The 1,407-nt window shown below is 53.5% G+C and carries 1 rRNA gene (only partly in view); it reads right to left on the reverse strand.

Annotation, left to right across the window (positions count from 1 at the left end):
• Positions 1–24: 24 nt before the first annotated feature.
• Positions 25–1,407, reverse strand: a 23S ribosomal RNA gene (locus HDG34_RS38485) (it continues 1,596 nt past the right edge of the window).

The raw sequence follows: 1,407 nt of genomic DNA on the forward strand, positions 1-1,407 counted from the left end.
CGCGGGTCGAGACACACCTGTTATAGGATCAAGCCTTACGGGCAATTAGTATCAGTTAGCTCAGTACATTACTGTACGTGCACACCTGACCTATCAACGTCCTGGTCTTGAACGACCCTTCAAGGGGCTCGAAGCCCCGGGGATATCTCATCTTAAGGCGAGTTTCCCGCTTAGATGCTTTCAGCGGTTATCTCTTCCGAACATAGCTACCCGGCGATGCCACTGGCGTGACAACCGGTACACCAGAGGTTCGTCCACTCCGGTCCTCTCGTACTAGGAGCAGCCCCCTTCAAATATCCAGCGCCCACGGCAGATAGGGACCAAACTGTCTCACGACGTTTTAAACCCAGCTCACGTACCTCTTTAAATGGCGAACAGCCATACCCTTGGGACCGGCTACAGCCCCAGGATGAGATGAGCCGACATCGAGGTGCCAAACACCGCCGTCGATATGAACTCTTGGGCGGTATCAGCCTGTTATCCCCAGAGTACCTTTTATCCGTTGAGCGATGGCCCTTCCATACAGAACCACCGGATCACTATGACCTGCTTTCGCACCTGTTCGACTTGTCAGTCTCACAGTCAAGCACGCTTATGCCATTGCACTATCAGCACGATTTCCGACCGTACCTAGCGTACCTTCGTACTCCTCCGTTACACTTTGGGAGGAGACCGCCCCAGTCAAACTGCCTACCATGCACTGTCCCCGACCCGGATCACGGGCCAAGGTTAGAACCTCAAACAGATCAGGGTGGTATTTCAAGGACGGCTCCATTGAGACTGGCGTCCCAACTTCATAGCCTCCCACCTATCCTACACAGACCGGTTCAAAGTCCAATGCAAAGCTGCAGTAAAGGTTCATGGGGTCTTTCCGTCTAGCCGCGGGGAGATTGCATCATCACAAACACTTCAACTTCGCTGAGTCTCGGGAGGAGACAGTGTGGCCATCGTTACGCCATTCGTGCAGGTCGGAACTTACCCGACAAGGAATTTCGCTACCTTAGGACCGTTATAGTTACGGCCGCCGTTTACCGGGACTTCAATCAGGAGCTTGCACCCCATCATTTAATCTTCCGGCACCGGGCAGGCGTCACACCCTATACGTCCACTTTCGTGTTTGCAGAGTGCTGTGTTTTTATTAAACAGTCGCAGCCACCAGTTTATTGCAACCCTTTCACCCTTCTGGCGCAGGCCAGTCAGGCTATGAGGGCGTACCTTATCCCGAAGTTACGGTACCAATTTGCCGAGTTCCTTCTCCCGAGTTCTCTCAAGCGCCTTAGAATACTCATCTCGCCCACCTGTGTCGGTTTGCGGTACGGTCACTGTGAAACTGAAGCTTAGAGGCTTTTCCTGGAACCCCTTCCAGTTGCTTCGCCACCGAAGTGGCTCGCCTCGCACCCTTGAATC

This window comes from Paraburkholderia sp. HC6.4b (assembly GCF_014200875.1).
Taxonomy (GTDB): domain Bacteria; phylum Pseudomonadota; class Gammaproteobacteria; order Burkholderiales; family Burkholderiaceae; genus Paraburkholderia; species Paraburkholderia tuberum.